19 protein-coding genes are annotated in these 16137 nt (G+C 62.8%); 12 read left to right on the top strand and 7 right to left on the bottom strand.

Annotated elements, in window-relative coordinates:
* The first annotated feature begins 6 nt into the window (after positions 1 to 6).
* Positions 7 to 837, top strand: coding sequence for a TrmB family transcriptional regulator (locus AC1XDK_RS05845; protein ID WP_483348844.1), 831 nt, complete (start codon positions 7 to 9; stop codon positions 835 to 837).
* Positions 838 to 974: 137 nt separating this feature from the next.
* Here the strand turns inward: AC1XDK_RS05845 and AC1XDK_RS05850 are convergent, their stop codons facing one another.
* Positions 975 to 1292: a HalOD1 output domain-containing protein gene (locus AC1XDK_RS05850; RefSeq protein WP_483348845.1), complete on the bottom strand. Its 318-nt coding sequence runs from the start codon at positions 1290 to 1292 to the stop codon at positions 975 to 977.
* 151 nt (positions 1293 to 1443) lie between these two features.
* Between AC1XDK_RS05850 and hemC the strand changes: the two genes are divergently transcribed.
* Genes hemC through recJ form a run of 3 tightly spaced genes read left to right on the top strand, consistent with a single transcriptional unit; the run spans position 1444 to position 4721 of the window.
* Positions 1444 to 2544, top strand: a complete 1101-nt coding sequence (hemC, locus tag AC1XDK_RS05855) for a hydroxymethylbilane synthase (protein ID WP_483348846.1) — start codon at positions 1444 to 1446, stop codon at positions 2542 to 2544.
* A complete protein-coding gene (locus tag AC1XDK_RS05860) occupies positions 2541 to 3281 on the top strand; it encodes a uroporphyrinogen-III synthase (RefSeq protein ID WP_483348847.1) in 741 nt (246 codons plus the stop codon). The genes hemC and AC1XDK_RS05860 overlap by 4 nt, the downstream gene beginning before the upstream one ends.
* Positions 3282 to 3308: 27 nt before the next feature.
* The gene (gene recJ / locus AC1XDK_RS05865; protein WP_483348848.1) at positions 3309 to 4721 is read left to right on the top strand and encodes a RecJ family nuclease; all 1413 of its coding nucleotides are present in this window, start codon (positions 3309 to 3311) and stop codon (positions 4719 to 4721) included.
* A gap of 23 nt (positions 4722 to 4744) precedes the next feature.
* Here the strand turns inward: recJ and AC1XDK_RS05870 are convergent, their stop codons facing one another.
* Positions 4745 to 5533: an N-acyl homoserine lactonase family protein gene (locus AC1XDK_RS05870; RefSeq protein ID WP_483348849.1), complete on the bottom strand. Its 789-nt coding sequence runs from the start codon at positions 5531 to 5533 to the stop codon at positions 4745 to 4747.
* A 132-nt stretch (positions 5534 to 5665) separates the two neighbouring features.
* Here AC1XDK_RS05870 and AC1XDK_RS05875 point away from each other — a divergent pair, with 132 nt between their 5' ends.
* The 4 genes from AC1XDK_RS05875 (at position 5666) to AC1XDK_RS05890 (ending at position 9171) form a co-directional block, all read left to right on the top strand.
* Entirely contained in the window at positions 5666 to 6049 is a 384-nt protein-coding gene (locus tag AC1XDK_RS05875) for a DUF5783 family protein (protein ID WP_483348850.1), read from the top strand.
* Positions 6050 to 6176: 127 nt separating this feature from the next.
* Entirely contained in the window at positions 6177 to 6536 is a 360-nt protein-coding gene (locus AC1XDK_RS05880) for a NifU family protein (protein ID WP_483348852.1), read from the top strand.
* 81 nt (positions 6537 to 6617) lie between these two features.
* A complete protein-coding gene (locus AC1XDK_RS05885) occupies positions 6618 to 8120 on the top strand; it encodes a sulfatase (protein ID WP_483348853.1) in 1503 nt (500 codons plus the stop codon).
* 1 nt (position 8121) lies between these two features.
* Positions 8122 to 9171, top strand: coding sequence for a lysylphosphatidylglycerol synthase transmembrane domain-containing protein (locus tag AC1XDK_RS05890; protein WP_483348854.1), 1050 nt, complete (start codon positions 8122 to 8124; stop codon positions 9169 to 9171).
* A 13-nt stretch (positions 9172 to 9184) separates the two neighbouring features.
* Here AC1XDK_RS05890 and AC1XDK_RS05895 read toward each other — a convergent pair whose 3' ends face one another.
* The gene (locus tag AC1XDK_RS05895; protein WP_483348856.1) at positions 9185 to 10081 is read right to left on the bottom strand and encodes a ketopantoate reductase family protein; all 897 of its coding nucleotides are present in this window, start codon (positions 10079 to 10081) and stop codon (positions 9185 to 9187) included.
* A 50-nt stretch (positions 10082 to 10131) separates the two neighbouring features.
* Entirely contained in the window at positions 10132 to 10455 is a 324-nt protein-coding gene (locus tag AC1XDK_RS05900; RefSeq protein WP_483348857.1) for a DUF7130 family rubredoxin-like protein, read from the bottom strand.
* 156 nt (positions 10456 to 10611) lie between these two features.
* Between AC1XDK_RS05900 and AC1XDK_RS05905 the strand changes: the two genes are divergently transcribed.
* From AC1XDK_RS05905 to AC1XDK_RS05920, 4 genes are all read left to right on the top strand, one after another.
* A complete protein-coding gene (locus AC1XDK_RS05905) occupies positions 10612 to 10923 on the top strand; it encodes a hypothetical protein (RefSeq protein WP_483348858.1) in 312 nt (103 codons plus the stop codon).
* A 48-nt stretch (positions 10924 to 10971) separates the two neighbouring features.
* Positions 10972 to 11778, top strand: coding sequence for a prephenate dehydratase (pheA, locus tag AC1XDK_RS05910; RefSeq protein ID WP_483348859.1), 807 nt, complete (start codon positions 10972 to 10974; stop codon positions 11776 to 11778).
* A 69-nt stretch (positions 11779 to 11847) separates the two neighbouring features.
* Positions 11848 to 12285 (top strand): Hsp20/alpha crystallin family protein, encoded by a 438-nt coding sequence (locus AC1XDK_RS05915; protein ID WP_483348860.1) that lies wholly within the window; start codon positions 11848 to 11850, stop codon positions 12283 to 12285.
* A 46-nt stretch (positions 12286 to 12331) separates the two neighbouring features.
* The gene (locus tag AC1XDK_RS05920) at positions 12332 to 12781 is read left to right on the top strand and encodes a peroxiredoxin (protein ID WP_483348861.1); all 450 of its coding nucleotides are present in this window, start codon (positions 12332 to 12334) and stop codon (positions 12779 to 12781) included.
* A gap of 103 nt (positions 12782 to 12884) precedes the next feature.
* Here AC1XDK_RS05920 and AC1XDK_RS05925 read toward each other — a convergent pair whose 3' ends face one another.
* Genes AC1XDK_RS05925 through leuS form a run of 3 tightly spaced genes read right to left on the bottom strand, consistent with a single transcriptional unit; the run spans position 12885 to position 16063 of the window.
* A complete protein-coding gene (locus tag AC1XDK_RS05925) occupies positions 12885 to 13130 on the bottom strand; it encodes a hypothetical protein (protein WP_483348862.1) in 246 nt (81 codons plus the stop codon).
* A gap of 29 nt (positions 13131 to 13159) precedes the next feature.
* Positions 13160 to 13378, bottom strand: a complete 219-nt coding sequence (locus AC1XDK_RS05930) for a hypothetical protein (protein ID WP_483348863.1) — start codon at positions 13376 to 13378, stop codon at positions 13160 to 13162.
* A 54-nt stretch (positions 13379 to 13432) separates the two neighbouring features.
* Positions 13433 to 16063, bottom strand: coding sequence for a leucine--tRNA ligase (leuS, locus tag AC1XDK_RS05935; protein ID WP_483348865.1), 2631 nt, complete (start codon positions 16061 to 16063; stop codon positions 13433 to 13435).
* Between the last annotated feature and the right edge of the window lie 74 nt (positions 16064 to 16137).

Here is a 16137-nt window from a genome sequence, read left to right on the forward strand (position 1 = left end):
GGACCCATGAAGGACGCATCTAATCACGATCAGGCTGTCGAATTGCTTCAGCAACTCGGACTGAAAGAGTACGAGGCGAAATGTCTCGTCGCGCTGTCGAGGCTTCCGAAAGCGACTGCCAAGGAGATAAGCGAGACATCCGAGGTACCACGAACGCGCGTCTACGACGCGATTCGCGTGTTGGAGTCCAAGGGACTCGTCGAGATTCAGCACTCGAATCCACAACAGTTTCGCGCCGTTTCGATTGCAGAAGCGGGTGAAACCCTCCGCCAAGAGTACGAATCACGAACGGAAACGCTCGTCGAGGCATTGGAGGATATCGAACCGGCACAGTCGACTACCGACGAGGAAATCACGCACGAAGTCTGGTCGCTCACGGGAGAGACGGCGATTCATAATCGGACACAACAACTCATCGCCGCCGCCGGAGAGGAAATCGTCCTCATCATCGGCCGGGAAGAAGTCGTCACGGACGAACTTCTCGAAGACCTTCGAACGGCACATGAAACCCGGATTCGCGTTCTCGTCGGAACCTCGGACGAAGCGCTCCGTGAGCGAATTCAGGACGAAATCCCGGACGTTCGCGTCTTCGTCTCCGGGTTGGACTGGCTGAACAGTTCACCTCTTCAGGAGGCCGACGATACGGTCATCAGCAGGTTGTTGTTGATAGACCAGAACACGATTCTCGTCAGTTCGGCACACGAAACGAGTACCGGCGCGATAGACACGGAAAAAGCGGTGTTCGGGAGAGGGTTCGACAACGGTATCGTCGTTATCGCCCGCCGCCTGATGGCGACCGGATTGGCACCGGTCGACGACCCTGAAGCCTCCGAGTGATAGCGACGGTCGTCACGGGTTCACCGTGATGTCGGTTGAATGGTCGAATTATCTTTCTCCCCATCGAATCACGTACGCCTCCTCAGTTCAACGACGATATGCCGGTTCGAAGCGACCCTATCGGCCCTCGTCCGTGTTCATTCCGAACTGTTCATCCGTACACTGACCTCACCACTGCGCAGAACGGTCACGTCGTACTCGTCGTAGGAGAACGAAACGGCGTCCGTCGTCTGGCATCGATTCATCGACCTCGGAGAGACCAGCGCGTCCAACGCTTCCGGGTCGATATATGTGTAGAGTGGTTCTATCTCGTTCAGTTCACTGTTCGCTGCCGCAGCGACAGTTTCGACGACAGCGGTGCTCGGGTTTTTTGAGGACCAATCGAATTGCATACGCACTGTATCGTTGTTTTCCTCGATAATATCAGCGTGAACCGAAGAGTCATCTTCACTCATTACAGCCAATCTTTACTGCGTTACTGGATATAAATCTGATTCTGTGTCGCAATTAGAGTGAAATCCCGCAGTCGATCGGACTCCGAGTGGGTTTTCACCCATGGAGGGAGGTTGCGAAGGTGGTTTCAATGTCGGGTTCTCAGTATCCGCTATGAGCAATCGCGGAAAGGAACTTCGTCTCGCTACGCGAGGCTCCGACCTCGCAATCCGACAGTCAGGGGAGGTAAAGGCGGCATTGGAAGACCGCCGGTTCTCGGTCGAACTGGTCGAAGTGGAGACGACGGGCGACCAACTGGACGACGCACTCATCACGGAACTGGGGAAGACGGGCGCGTTCGTCCGTAATCTGGACCAAGAAATGTTGGACGAGGAGGTCGACGGCGCGATTCATTCGATGAAGGACATGCCGACCGAACAGCCGGACGAACTGGTCGTGGCCGCCGTCCCCGAGCGTGCGAGCGCGAACGACGTCCTCGTGACGCCGGACGGGAAACCAATCGACGCGCTTCCCGAGGGTGCCGTCGTCGGTACGTCCAGCCTTCGTCGGAAGGCCCAACTACTCAACTTCCGTCCCGACCTGACCGTCGAACCGCTCCGCGGAAACGTCGATACGCGAATCGAGAAACTCCTCGCGCCGACCCTTCAGGCCGAACACGAGGAGCGAACCGAGGAGGAAAAGGAGCGGAAAGGCCACCTCGGCAAGAAGGACAGCTACGAGTTCCCGTACGACGAGACCATCGACGAGTGGTTCAACGGCCTCTCGGAGGTCGAACGGCGGGCGCTCGAACGCGACATCGAGACGGAGTACGACGGCATCGTTCTCGCGGAAGCGGGACTCCAACGAAGCGGCCTCGCCCACCACGTCGAGTACGACCGACTGCCGCCGAAACAGTTCGTCCCTGCGCCGGGTCAGGGCGCACTGGCTGTCATGACGCTGGATTCGGACCTCGCACAGGACCTGCACACGGTCCTCGACCACCCGCGAACGCGGGTCGAAACCACCGTCGAACGGACGATTCTCCGCGAACTGAACGGCGGCTGTATCGCCCCCATCGGCGTCCACAGCATCATTCAGGGCGAAAACGTCCACGTCGAGGTGCAAGTGTTCAGTGGGGACGGGTCGGACGTCATCTCGATAAAACGCGACGTGCCGGTCGAGACGCACGTCACCGGCGCGAAGAAGGTGGCGGAGGAACTCGCCGACCGCGGTGCCCGTGACCTCATCACGGTGGCGCGCGAGGGGAGCGAATGAACGTCGCGGTCTTTCGCCCGGACGACGAACGATTGGACGAGGCCGTCGACCTGCTGGAATCGCTCGACGTGACCCCCGTCCCCGACCCGATGCTCGCGGTCCGTCCGAGCGATACCGCGCCGCGGCACGCCGACTTAGTCGTCCTGACGAGCAAAACCGGCGTCGAACTCGCACACGAGGCCGGGTGGAATCCCGGCGACGCGACGGTCTGCGCCATCGGCGAGCGCACCGCCGCGACGCTCCGCGAATACGGCTACGAGGTGGACGTCGTTCCCGACCGGTTTTCCTCGCGGGGACTGGTCGCGACCCTCGCCGACCGCGTGGACGGCAAAACCGTCGAAGTCGCCCGGAGCGACCACGGAAGCGACGTGTTGACCGACGGCCTCGCCGACGCCGGCGCGGACGTTCACGAGACGGTGTTGTACGAACTCGTCCGCCCCGAGAACTCGGGTCGGTCGGGGGAACTCGCCGCCGAAGGCGACCTCGACGGCGCGCTGTTCACCTCCTCGCTGACCGTCGAACATTTCCTCGCCGCCGCCGAGGAGCGCGGCATCCGAACCGAGGCGTTGGAAGGTCTCGAAGACGCAATCGTCGGCACTATCGGCGGTCCGACCCACGACACCGCCCGTGAGCGAGGTATTCGGGTGGATGTCGTCCCAGACACAGCTTCGTTCGACCTGCTGGCGCGCGAAGCGGTCGAACGCCTCCGCGACGGCCACGATGAGGCTGATGTTTAAATCGGAAGCCGTGACAAGGATGTATCCATGAGTACCCCGGTTCCGGAACTGAGTGCGCGTGCGACGGCCTGTGCGGACCGATTACGCGACGCGAACGAGGTTCTCCTCGCCTCGCACATCGACGCCGACGGCCTGACGAGCGCGGCCATTGCGTCTTCAGCCCTCGAACGCGCCGGTCTCCCCTTCGAGACGGTGTTCTGCAAACAGCTCGACGCCGAGGCGCTCGCGGCGATTGCGGCGACCGAGTACGACACCGTTCTCTTCACCGACTTCGGGAGCGGCCAACTCGACATCATCGCCGACCACGAGGCGACGGGCGACTTCGAACCGGTCATCGCGGACCACCACCAACCGGCCGACGCGGACACGGATTTCCACCTCAATCCGCTCCTGTTCGGCCTCGACGGCTCCTCCGAACTCTCCGGAGCAGGCGCAAGCTACGTCCTCGCCCGGGCGCTCGAACCCGAAGAGGGTGACAATCGGGACCTCGCTGCCCTCGCCGTCGTCGGTGCGGTGGGCGACATGCAGGTCTCGGACGGCGAACTCGTCGGCGCGAATACGGGCATCGTGGCGGAGGGAATCGACGCGGGCGTGGTCGAAACCGGAACCGACCTCGCGCTGTACGGCAAGCAGACGCGTCCGCTCCCGAAACTGCTCGAATACGCGACGGACGTGTACATTCCCGGAATCTCGAACGACCAGAACGGCGTCCTCCGCTTCCTCAACGGCGTCGGTATCGACCTAAAGGAGGACGGCGACTGGCGTCGATGGGTGGACTTGACGGCCGACGAACGCCAGACCGTCGCCAGCGCGCTCGTCAAACGTGCGATGCGGAAGGGCGTCTCGGCGAGCAAAATCGAGGGATTAGTCGGCACCACCTACACGCTCGCCGCGGAACCGGAAGGGACCGAACTCCGTGACGTGAGCGAATTTTCGACCCTGCTCAACGCGACGGCGCGCTACGACCGGGCGGACGTCGGCCTCGCGGTCTGTCTCGGCGACCGGGACGCCGCCTTGGAGCGGGCGCGCACGCTCCTGACGAACCACCGACGAAACCTCTCGGAGGCCATCAGTTGGGTCCAGTCGGAAGGCGTCACGAAGGAGGAAAACGTCCAGTGGTTCCACGCGGAAGACCGGGTGCGCGAAACTATCGTCGGCATCGTGGCGGGCATGGCGGTGGGCGCGAACGGCATCGACCGGAACGTCCCGATTTTAGCCTTCGCGGAGAAGAACGACGACGAGGTCAAGGTCTCCGCACGCGGAACGCCCGCTCTCACTCGCAAGGGACTCGACCTTTCGGTCGTGATGAAAACCGCCTCACAGGCCGTCGGCGGCGACGGCGGCGGGCACAACGTCGCGGCGGGCGCGACGGTCCCGAAAGGGAAGGAGGAGGCGTTCGTCGAACACGCCGACGAACTGGTCGGCGAGCAACTCGGATAGGTTTTCGAACGCGGTATCGGTGTTCAGTATTTCGCCGCCAACTCCTCGAACCGTTCGAGGTCGTGACCGTGGAGTACGTCGCAGTCGTGGACCCGTTCGAGTTCCTTCAGGGTGTACAGGCTGTCGCGCCACGCGCGTTCGCTCCACAGTAGGCCGGGACCGAGCGGAACCTCGTCGGAGTAGTTCGCATCGACATAGGCCTCGTCGCCCGCGATGAGGAGCGTGCCATCGTCCGTGTCGATTCGTGCGCCGAGGACGCCGGGTGTGTGGCCCGGTAAGTGGAGGAGTTCGAACCCGTCGGTTATCGTGTGCGTATCGCGGTGGACGATGGTCCAGTTCAAATCCCGGTCGAAATCGGGGGCGAGGTAGGCGATGGACCCGTCGCCCGTCTTGGCCGAGTAGTAGGCGAACTTCAGTTCCTCCTCGTGGACGTAGACGGGCACGTCGCGGCCCTCGAACGTCCCGAGTTGACCCGCGTGGTCGAGGTGGAGGTGACTCATCACGACGGCGTCGATGTCGTCGAGTTTGTATCCCGAATCCGAGAGGTCATCTTCGAGGGCGTGTTCCTCGGCGTCGTAGGCTTCGAACGCGCCGTAGAGCGGGTCGGGCCAGTACTCCGCGGCGTTCGTGGGACAGCCGGTATCCCAGAGGAACGTCCCGGCGTCCGTTTCGACCACGGCGTTCCAGACGACGAAGTCGATGCGTTCGTGGTCGGGGTTCGGGTTCTCGGCGCTCGCCATCGAGTATCCGTCGATGACGTAGGCGGTGTCGGCACGGACGCGGCCGCGGTCGATGAGGGTGATTTCCGGCATACGTGAACGTTCGTCCGTTCGTACATAATCGCTCACGTTTTGATACCCTCGTCGCTACGATTTCCGATTTTCCGGGGGATTCGATGGGGTCGAATAGCCTCATTTTTACTTCTCCCTCCCCACGGTTCCGACATGACCGAGTTCGACCCCGAAAAGTTCGAGGACAAGTACGTCCACTACTTCAACGAACTCCAGCGGGCGTACAAGAACGCCTTCAACCGCATGAACGACGAGTACGACTCCGAACTGATTCACGCCATCGACCAGCAGGTGTTGAACGAGAGCGAACCGTTCTATCGGGGTAGCGCGGAACGAAGTTCCGCGGATGATTCGAGCGGGCAAAGCCCGCGAGAACAAGATGGCGAGTTCCGTATCGAACTCCCGGAGAACCCCACCGACCGCGTGCAAGGCGTCCTCGTGAACGACGAGAAACTCGAGGAGGTACTTTCGGTCTACGTTGACCAACTGGAGTACCAACTGGCCCGCGTGTTCGGCTTCACTTCGAGCGAGAACTGACGCGCCGGGCGGTCCAGTTGCCGTCTTCGGAAACTGCCGAAATAGTGCCGGTCAGCGGCGATTCGTGCCGGATTCCGCCCGTGAGACAGTGGAAAGGCCTAAGGAGGCTGGCACCATATCCCGACACATGAGCACAGAAACTCAGGAAGACGGAGACGACCTCGAAGAACGGGTCAGCAACTTCCTGCGCCGTAACTTCCCGCAGATTCAGATGCACGGCGGGAGTGCTGCAATCCAGCAGATCGACCGCGAAACCGGCGAAGTCACCATCATGCTGGGCGGCGCATGCAGTGGCTGTGGCATCTCCCCGATGACGATTCAGGCAATCAAGAGCCGAATGGTCAAGGAGATTCCCGAAATCAACAAGGTCATCGCCGAAACCGGCATGGGCGGCGACGATGGAATGGGCGGCGGCATGAGTCCGTCCTTCCCCGGCGAGTCGAGCGACGACGGCGACGACGACGAAGGACCCCAAGCTCCCTTCTAACGGTTGTATTTTTAGCTTTCGGCCGATTCCAGGGCTTGAATCACGATATTTATCCCACCGGACGGTGTAGCAGGCGACAGTATGACGAACGACGACGCCGCGGCGCAAAACGTCGTATTCGTTGTGATGGACACGGTTCGGAAGGACCACCTCTCCGTCTACGGATACGACCGCCCGACGACGCCGGGCCTCGAACGGTTCGCCGAGGAAGCGACCGTCTTCGAGCAAGCGGTTTCTCCCGCTCCTTGGACCCTACCGGTGCATGCCTCCCTGTTCACTGGAATGTATCCCAGCGAACACGGTGCGAGCCAGGAAAACCCGTATTTAGAAGGCGCGACGACGCTTGCACAGACCCTCTCGGCCGCCGGGTACGACACCTCGTGTTACTCCTCTAACGCGTGGATTACGCCGTACACGCACCTGACGGACGGATTCGACGACCAGGACAACTTCTTCGAAGTGATGCCGGGGGACTTCCTCTCGGGGCCGATGGCGAAGGCGTGGAAGACGATGAACGACAACGAGTCGCTTCGGAAGGTCGCCGACAAATTGGTCAGTCTCGGCAACGTCGCCCACGAGTACCTCGCCAGCGGCGAGGGTGCGGACTCGAAGACGCCGCAGGTCATCGATCAGACCATCGAATTCATCGACGACTCCGACGGCCCGTACTTCTCGTTCATCAACCTGATGGACGCCCACCTGCCGTACCACCCGCCGAAGGAGTACCGCAAGGAGTTCGCCCCGAACGTCGATTCGACAAAGGTGTGTCAGAATTCGAAGGAGTACAACTGCGGCGCACGCGACATCAGCGACAAAGAGTGGGGCGCGATTGGCGGCCTGTACGACGCCGAAATCCGCCACATCGACGACCAACTCCAGCGACTGTTCACGTGGATGCAGGAGAACGACGAGTGGGACGACACGATGGTCGTCATCTGCGCCGACCACGGCGAACTGCACGGCGAACACGACCTGTACGGCCACGAGTTCTGCATCTACGACCCGCTCATCAACGTCCCGCTGATGGTCAAACATCCCGAGATGGAGTCGGGAGTCAGCGACGAACAGGTCGAACTCATCGACCTCTATCACACCGTCCTCGACCACACGGGCGTCTCCGGGTCCGATTCGACCCGGCCGCTCGAAGAGGCGCGGTCGCTCCTCAACGCGGACTACCGTTCGTTCGCCGACGACGTGCCCGGCGACGGCGAGTGTGCCTTCGTGGAGTACTACCGACCCGTGGTCGAACTGAAACAGTTAGAAGAGAAGGCAAAGCGTGCGAACATCACGCTGGACGAGAACTCGCGCTTCTACTCGCGAATGCGTGCGGCCCGCAGACCGGACGCCAAGTACATCCGGAACGAGCGAATCGAGGACGAGTTCTACCATCTGGACGACGACCCTGACGAACTGAACGATGTCAAGGGCGAGGGAAGCGAGGAAGAGATCGAACTCGAAGCCGCCCTCTCCGCGTTCGAGGAGACGGTCGGCGGCGAGTGGAAGGAGGTCTCCGACGACGACGTCCTCGGCGACATGAGCGACGACGCCAAGGACCGACTCCAAGACCTCGGTTACATCGACTAGCGTGCCCGACGAGTCGGCATCGGACGGCGGGGAGGCGCTGTCTGCAGGACTGTCGGAACGATTGGGGACCGGGAAGCTACTGCTCGGGTTCGTCGTCGCGGTGGTACTCATCTACCTCCTCGTCGTCGCCTCCGGATGGCGGCGGGTGCTCCACACGTTAGCGGGGACCGACTACACGTGGGTGTGGATCGCCTGCATTTCGACGTTCATCGGTCTCGCCGCGTGGGGCAAAGCGTGGCAAATCGTCCTCGCGGTCCTCGACATCGAGGTGGAGTTCAAACGCCTCGTCGTCACGTACCTCGCAGCGACGTTCGCCAACTACGTCACCCCGTTGGGACAGGCGGGCGGCGAACCGTTCATCGCCTACATCCTCTCGCGGGACACGGAGGCGAACTACGAGGATAGCCTCGCGAGCGTCGTGACGGCGGACCTACTCAACCTCCTGCCGTTTTTCAACTTCGCGGCCCTCGGGTTGAGCTACTTGCTCATTCGCGCGTCGCTCCCCGACAACGCGAAGACGCTCGCACAGGGTCTCGTCGTGTTGGCGTTCGGGGTTCCGGCGATCGCTTACGTCGGTTGGCGCTACCGACAGCGCGTCGAAGAGCTCGTGATTCGGCTCGCGGAACCCATCGCGAGTCGAACGTCCCGTCTCACGGTCGAGGGGATTCGACAGCGCATCGACCGGTTTTACCGTTCGCTGGAGCGCATCGCCAGTGAACCCCGTGAACTGCTGTTCGCGCTCGTCTTTTCGTACACCGGATGGGTGTTCTTCGCCCTGCCGCTCTACTTCGCGGGGCGAGCGCTCGGACTGCCGCTCCCGCTGGTACTCGTCCTCTTCATCGTTCCGGCGAGCACGTTAGCCGGACTGACGCCGACACCGGGCGGATTGGCGGGCGTCGAAGCGGCGCTCACCGTCCTCATCGTCGCGCTCGTTCCGGCGATTCCGTGGAGTTCGGGCGTGGCCGTCGCCATTATCTACCGCGTGGCGAGTTACTGGTTCGTCCTCCTCATCGGCGGCATCGCGTCGCTGTTCGTGATTATGCGGTCGTGAAACCGGCCACCCGTCACACCTCGTTTTCGCGTTCCCACGTCCGGACGAGTCCCGCGAGCGTCCGATTGACAGGTGTCCCGATGCCGTGTTCCTCGCCACGAGCGACGACGTAGCCGTTTATCGCGTCGATTTCGGTTCGACGGCCCGCCTCGACGTCTTGGCGCATCGAGGAAGTGTTCGCCGCCGTCGCGTCGGCGACGTCCCGCATCGCCGCGACTGCGTCCGAATCGCTCAGGGAAACACCCTCCGAACGAGCGACGGTGGCCGTCTCTCGGGCCGCTGCCGCGCCGATGCTCTCGCCATCGCCGGAGCGAAGCGCGCCGTTTGCCACCCGCGCGAGCGCGGTGGTCGGATTGATACCCGCATTGACGGCGAGCTTTTCCCACAACCGCCGCGGCATGTCGTCGGCCACCGTCGTCTCGATTCCGGCGGCGGAAAACGCCTCGCCGATACGAGCGGCCGGCCCGGAGCGTCCTCCGTCGCGTGCGCCCAAAACGACCTCTCCGACACCCGTACACTCCACTCGTCCGGGTTCGGTCAGTATCGCGCCGTAGGTCGCGGTTCCGGCGAGGATAGGGCAGTCGAGATGGGAAGCGAGGTGCTCCTCGTTCCCCATCCCGTTCTGGAGGGACAGCACGCTGTCGAACTCCCCGGTCGTCAACTGCCGTGCCGCGGTCTCGGTGTGGAACGCCTTCACCGTCACGATGGCGCAGTCCGCGCGGAGTTCCGTCCCGTCGGTAGTCGCGTCCGGCCGCACGTGAAAGTCGAACTCGCCGCCGACCGACAGCCCCGAGTCGCGGACAACGCTGGCGTGGGGGTCGCGGGCGACGAGCGTGACCGTGTGCTCACGGGCGAGCAAGCCACCGACCAACGTTCCGAGGCTTCCCGCACCGAACACGACGATGTTCATACCCGACCGAGGCGTTCGGGGGTGAAAAAGTGAGTCGTCCGTCTCCCGTCTCAGTCTTCCGTCCAGTAGTAGAGGTCCTCTTTCGGCACACCACAGTTGGGACAGGTGTCCGGCAGGTTGTCCTCCAATTCGCCCATCTCGCCGCAGTTCGAACAGCGCCACATCAGTTCGGCTTCGCCGAGCTCGTGGCCCGCTCGGGCGTGTTCGACGGACAACGCCTCGTATCCTTCGCGCATGGTGACGTAGAACCCGGCGTCGTCGAAGCCACGGATGTTCCCGAGTTTGTTCCCGTCGTCGTCGTAGACGGCCAGTCCGAGTTCGAGTTTTTCCATGTCCACGTCCACGTCCGGCTTCTCTCCTGAATCACTCACCATGACGGAACGTACTCCACTCACTGTCTTAAATCCGACCGCCGTCTCGTGCTTTGTTGGCGTGCTCCCCTCTCCGCTCGGCATTAAATCGCCCCTGAATGTGCAACCACGGTACTCAGGCAGATTTAGATTGAATAAACGACAACCACTAGATAATCCATGCCGCAGAACGAAATCGATCCGAAACGAGGGCAGGTGACGACGAATCATCAGACGATAACGCAGTGGGTTGAGCAACACGACGGTACTCCGGCAACGGCCGAAGCGAGCGACCACAGCGTCGGCTATCTTCGAATCAAGTTCCCGGATATGGACGAAACAGACGGGTTGGCGACCGTTAGCTGGCGCGAGTGGTTGAACGAGTTCGAGGCCGAAGAACTCGCGTTCGTCTACCGCGACCGAGCGGAACAGGACGACCTGTGCGGGGTGTACAAACTCGTCGACCGGACGACCGCCGCGGAACACGCATAATCTACCGTCCCCGACGGGCTTTTTGCCTCCCACCCGAAATCCCCCGGCATGCAAGCAGTTACCCTCGGACCGGCCGGCACGTACTCACACCGGGCCGCGAGCGCAGTCGCGGACGAAGTCGAGTTTCGTGAGTCCGTCACCGGCATCGTCGAAGCCGTCGCCGACGGCGATTTCCATCGCGGCGTCGTCCCCATCGAAAACAGCATCGAGGGGAGCGTCACGGCCACGTTGGACGCGCTCGCCGACAACGACGTCGCGGTGGTCCGCGAACTCGTCACGCCGATTCGACACGCCCTGATGGCACAGCGCGCGGAGTTCGATACCGTCGCCAGCCACGCACAGGCGCTCGCCCAGTGCCGGTCGTACCTCGAAGCCGAGTACCCCGACGCGAAACGCGAGGCGGTGACGAGTACCGCTCGCGGCGTCGAACAGGCCCGAACCGATCCGTCCGTGGCGGCAATCGCACACCCCGACAACGCGGAGGGGTTGGAAATCCTCGCCGAGGACATCCAAGAGCGAACCTCGAACGCGACCCGATTCTTCGTCCTCGCGCCCGCCGCCGAACGTTCGAGTGCGGGCGGCAAATCGTCGTTGGTCGTCTATCCCGGCGCGAACTATCCCGGACTCCTACTCTCGCTCCTCGAACCGTTCGCGGACCGCGCCATCAACCTCACCCGCGTCGAGTCGCGCCCGAGCGGCGAACGGCTCGGCGACTACGTGTTCCACCTCGATTTCGAGGCAGGACTGTACGAGGAGCGTGCCGAGGAAGCCCTCGAAGAAGTCGAAGCGCTCGCCGAAAACGGCTGGGTGAACCGGCTCGGCTCGTACGACACCCAGCACGTCCTCGACGGCTGAGGCTGAGGTGGCGTCTCCCGGCGTGAATTTTTAAGCGGTAGCGCGTCGAACGTCCGATGAGGCGATACAATGGCCGGACGACGAAATCCTTTCGACGAAATCGAGGAACTGTTCGAACGAATGGGCCGCCAGTTCGAGGACATGGGCGACCAGTTCGGCTCACGAGGAATGGGTTGGCAGCCCGGCGGTATGTCGATCGACGTTGCAGACCACGACGACGAAATCGTCGTCACTGCCGACCTTCCGGGGTTCGAGAAGGACGACATCGACATCTCGCTTCGAGGGGACCGCCTGCGAATCTCGGCCGAGAGCCGGGCCGAAACCGAGGAGGGTAACGAAGATTATCTCCGCCGCGAACGTCGCCAGCAGTCGATGAGCCGAACGCTGACCCTTCCGGAAGCAGTCGACGAGTCGGGCGTTTCGGCGGAATACCGAAACGGCGTGTTGACCGTGACGCTCCCGAAAGCGAGCGACGGCGACGATGCACACGACATCGAGGTCAACTAGTTCCGGGACCACAAACGGCTTGTCTCTTCGCCGGTAATCGGCGTGTATGACGATCGATGCAGGCGACGACGCGCCCGACGTGACCGCGCAGAACCAACACGGCGAGACGGTGTCCCCGTCCTTCGAGGAATCGACGGTCGTGTACTTTTACCCGCGAGACGACACGCCGGGATGCACCGTCGAGGCGAAGCAGTTCAACACCGAACTGGAGACGTACCACGACGCGGGCGTGACGGTGTACGGCGTCTCCACCGACGATGTCGAGAGCCACCAGGCGTTCGCCGAGAAGTTCGACCTCGAATTCGACCTGTTGGCCGACCCCGACGAGGAAATCGCGGACGCCTTCGGTATCGAAGTCGAGGACGGTTTCACACCGCGAACGACGTTCGTTGTCGCGGACAGCACGGTGCAAGCCGTCTACCCCGGCGTGAACCCCGACGGTCACGCTCGGGAAGTCCTCCAGGAGATGCTGGACGGCGAACTCGCCGCGCTGTAGCGACCGCCGAATTTTCGTTCGTCTATTTTCGTCGCTCGCCGATTCCCTTGCGAGCGGACGCCATCATCGCCGGACGCTGAACGGAAACCCACTGCCGACCGCGTTACTTCTCCGTGGCTTGCAGTGTGTCTCCGCGAACTTCTCCGACGATTTCCCGCACCGTTTCGTCCGCGACGGTTTCCCATCCATCGGGCCACTCACCGCCCCGCTTCGGCGGTTCGAGTCCGAACGTCACTGGGGAAAACGAGACGTGTTCGAACGAGTCGGCGGTGACGTTCCCCACGAACTCCGCTATCTCTCGCTTCGAGGAAACGCCGCCCGAAGCCAACTCGTAGTAGCCCGTGAACACCTGTACGACCGAAACTCCGTCATATCCCTCTAAATCACCCGAATCGAATAGAACAGTTTCGCCGTGTTGTTCACGGGGTCGGCCCTGCGCCACTCCAATTCGACGGCGACGAAGTGGTCGTTCGTGCGTCCGACGACATCGACGGGGGTTCGTTCGATTCGGTGCTCGGTTTCCCAGTCGAAGCGTGGCAGTCGCTCGGCGAGCGTGTCGCGGATGTAGTCGCGTACGGTTTCGGCGAACTCGCCCACGAGCTGGCCGACGGAGTGGGTGCCTAAAAACGTTGCAGTCGGTAGACTGTTCTCTCAGTCGATATGTATCGCGGGCCGACCCGGACGGGCCTTCGACGCCACGTCGTCGTCGGCTTCGTCCGCCGCCAGCAGACGAACGTCGGCGTCGAACTCGCGCTGGAACAGCCAGTTCGCCCGCCGAAGCGCCGTTCGCTCCCGTTCCGGCGAGAGCGTTTCCGGAAGCGACTGCCGGTCCTGCTGTAACTCCTGTCCGTACTTCGCGGCGTCGTCGCCCTGCTTCCGTATCTCGTCTTCCTGCATGATTTCACCGATGACGTTGTCGGCGTCGGATTCGCGGGCCAATTCGAGCGCCCGGAACTGCCACGGCGCGGCGACGACGATGTCGATGCGCTCCGGATCGTCGATGTCCGCGATGGTAACGATGTGACGGACGTCCTCCTGCGTGTTCTCGACCAACTGCCGGGCGAGTTCGAGTTCGGCGGGGTCGGACATCGGTTCCGGCCATTCGGCCTCGACGACGAAGCCGTCGCCGCCGAGGTCGCTCCACAGTTCCTCGCAGATGTGCGGGGTGACGGGTGCCAACAGTTTGACGACGGTTCGAAGGCCGCGCTCGACCGTCGGCCCGTGCGGTTCCGTCTCCTCGAGGTAGCGTGTGAGCAACGAGGTCAGCTCCCGCGTCTCGCGGAGCGCACCGTTGAACGTCAGCGACTCGAACTCCTCGCTCGCGATGGCGGCGGTGGCGTCGATTTCGCGCTCGACGTACTCCGCCATTTCGTCGTGGTCACCGTCGAACGACGATTCGACGACCGATTCGGCCGCCCCGGCGAGTCGCTGGAGGAACTCGTGGCTCGATTTGACCCCCTCCTCGGTCCAATCGAAGTCCTTCTCAGGTTGTGCGGCCTGCATCGTGAACAGGCGCGCCGTGTCCGCTCCGTACTCCTCGGTGATGCGCTGTGGCGAGACGACGTTGCCCTTACTCTTCGACATCTTCTCGCCGTCGAGGAGCACCATCCCCTGTGTGACCAAGTTGGTGAACGGTTCGCGATGGTCGAGCAGGTCCATGTCCGCGATGGCCTTCGTCACGAACCGCGCGTACAGCAGGTGCAAGAGGGCGTGCTCGATACCGCCGACGTACCGGTCCACCGGCATCCAGTCGTTCGCCCGTTCGGTGTCGAACGGGGCGTCGTCGAGGTGCGGCGAGACGTACCGCAGGAAGTACCACGACGAGTCCATGAACGTGTCCATGGTATCCGTCTCGCGCCGCGCGTCGGCACCGCAGTCGGGGCATTCGACGCGTTTCCACTCCTCGGCGGCGTCCAGCGGATTGCCGGTGGTGTTGATGAACTCGGGTAACTCGACCGGCAGTTCCTCGTCGGGGATGCTGACGGGGCCACAGTCCTCGCAGTGGATGATGGGGATGGGCGTCCCCCAGTATCGCTGTCGGGAGATTCCCCAGTCGCGGAGACGGAACTGCACGTCGTGGGCGGCGCTCTCGATGTCGTCCTCCAACCGCTCGCGGGCGTCGTCGCTGTCGAGGCCGTCGTAGCCGTCGCTGTTGACGAGGACGCCGTCCTCGGTGTAGGCCGCTTCGCTCACGTCCGGCACGTCGTCCTCGCTCGGCGCGACGACGGGAACGATGTCCACGTCCATCGATTTCGCGAAGGCGTGGTCGCGGGAGTCGTGGCCCGGAACGCCCATCAGCGCGCCCGTTCCCACGTCCGAGAGGACGAAGTCGGCGACGAACACCGGGATTTCCTCGCCCGTCGCGGGGTTCGTCGCGGTCAGGTCGGTGGGAACCCCTTGCGGTTCGTCGCCCTCGGGGTCGGCGACCTCGTTCACGAAGTGTGCGATGTCGTCGTCCTCGGCGGCCAGTTCCTCGGCGATGGGGTGGCCGGGGGCGAGCGCGAAGAACGTGACGCCGAAGATGGTGTCCAGACGGGTGGTGAACACCTCGACGGGGCCGTACTCTCCGATGTCGAATTCGACGGTGGAACCGTGCTGGCGGCCGATCCAGTTCCGCTGCATCTGCCGGACGTTGGACGGCCAGCCGTCGAGTTCGTCCAAGTCGTCGAGGAGTTCGTCCGCGTACTCGGTTATCTTCAGGAACCACTGGTCGAGTTCGCGCTGTTCGACGGGGGTGTCACAGCGCCAGCAGAGTTCCGCGTCCCCTTCGACCTGCTCGTCGGCGAGCACCGTCTCGCACGACGGACACCAGTTGACTTCGGCGGCCTCCCGCTCGACGAGCCCTTCCTCGCGGAGTTGGGTGAACAGCCACTGGTTCCACCGATAGTAATCGGGTTTGCACGTCGTCACCTCGCGCTCCCAGTCGTAGCCGAAGCCCATCCCCTCCATCTGCTCGCGCATCGTGTCGATACACGAGAGCGTCCAGTCGCGCGGGTTCGTGTCGCGTTCGATGGCCGCGTTCTCGGCGGGGAGGCCGAACGAGTCCCAGCCCATCGGGTGAAGGACGCTCTCGCCGTCCATGCGCTTGTAACGGGCGTAGGCGTCCGTTATCGTGTAATTTCGGACGTGACCCATGTGCAGTTGACCGGAGGGATAGGGAAACATCCCGAGAACGTACATCGGGTCGGACGCATCGTCCGGGATGTGGAAGACGTCGGCGTCGTTCCACGCCTCCTGCCAGCGGTGCTCGATTTCCGTATGGTCGAACTGTCGTGTGTTCATGCGAGAATCCGGGTTGTTAACCATTTGTACCGTCCGACTTCTATACGTTGTCATCTGGCAGCGCCGTCGTGTCC

It is taken from the genome of Haladaptatus sp. HS23, assembly GCF_056892285.1.